Annotated in this window: 1 pseudogene; it reads right to left on the reverse strand. The window is 73.4% G+C overall.

Annotation, left to right across the window (positions count from 1 at the left end):
- Positions 1-654 (reverse strand): annotated as a pseudogene (locus GJ693_RS17335) (DNA repair protein RecN); the annotation flags it as partial.

Consider the following 654-nt stretch of genomic DNA (forward strand, 5'->3'; position numbering starts at 1 on the left):
CCTGGCCCAGGGCGGCGGCAGCGCGGGCATAATCGGCCTCGGCGGCCCTCACGGCGGCTTCCAGGGCGACGAGGCCTTCCTCGCCGGCCACCAGCGCCTGGGCCCGGGCCTTCAGCTCGGCAGCAAACGCCGGCAGGGCATCGGCGGCCACCTTGTGCTTGCGGGCCAGCCCGCGCAGTTCGAACAGCCGGCTTTCCACCTGTTCCAGCCGGGCCGGATCGGCGTCGAGCGCCCCCACCGCCTCGGCCAGTTTCGTCTCCGCCTCGCCGGCCTCCACCAGCGCCCGGTCCAGCGCCTCCAGCGCGGCGGCGAGCAGCGGATGCTCGCCCGAAATGCGGTCGAGGCGGCGGGCGCCCTGGGCCAATGTGTTGCTGCCCTGCCCGAACAGTTCGGATATTGTCGCCAGGTCGTCGGTCAGCCGGGCGCCCTTCTGCATGGCAGCCCGGGCCAGCGCCAGCTCTTCCTCTTCGCCCGGCTGGGCATCCAGCGCCTCGAGTTCGGCCACGGTATGGTCCAGCCAATCGCGGTCGCGCTGGTCTGCCGCCAGCCGCTCCCGCGCGGCCACGGCGGCCTCCCGCGCGGTCCGCGCGGCCTCCCAGGCGGCACGCACGGCCAGCAGATGGTCACCATGGCCAGCAAATTGATCGAGTAACG

It is taken from the genome of Sandarakinorhabdus oryzae (genome assembly GCF_009733735.1).
Classification (GTDB): domain Bacteria; phylum Pseudomonadota; class Alphaproteobacteria; order Sphingomonadales; family Sphingomonadaceae; genus Sandarakinorhabdus; species Sandarakinorhabdus oryzae.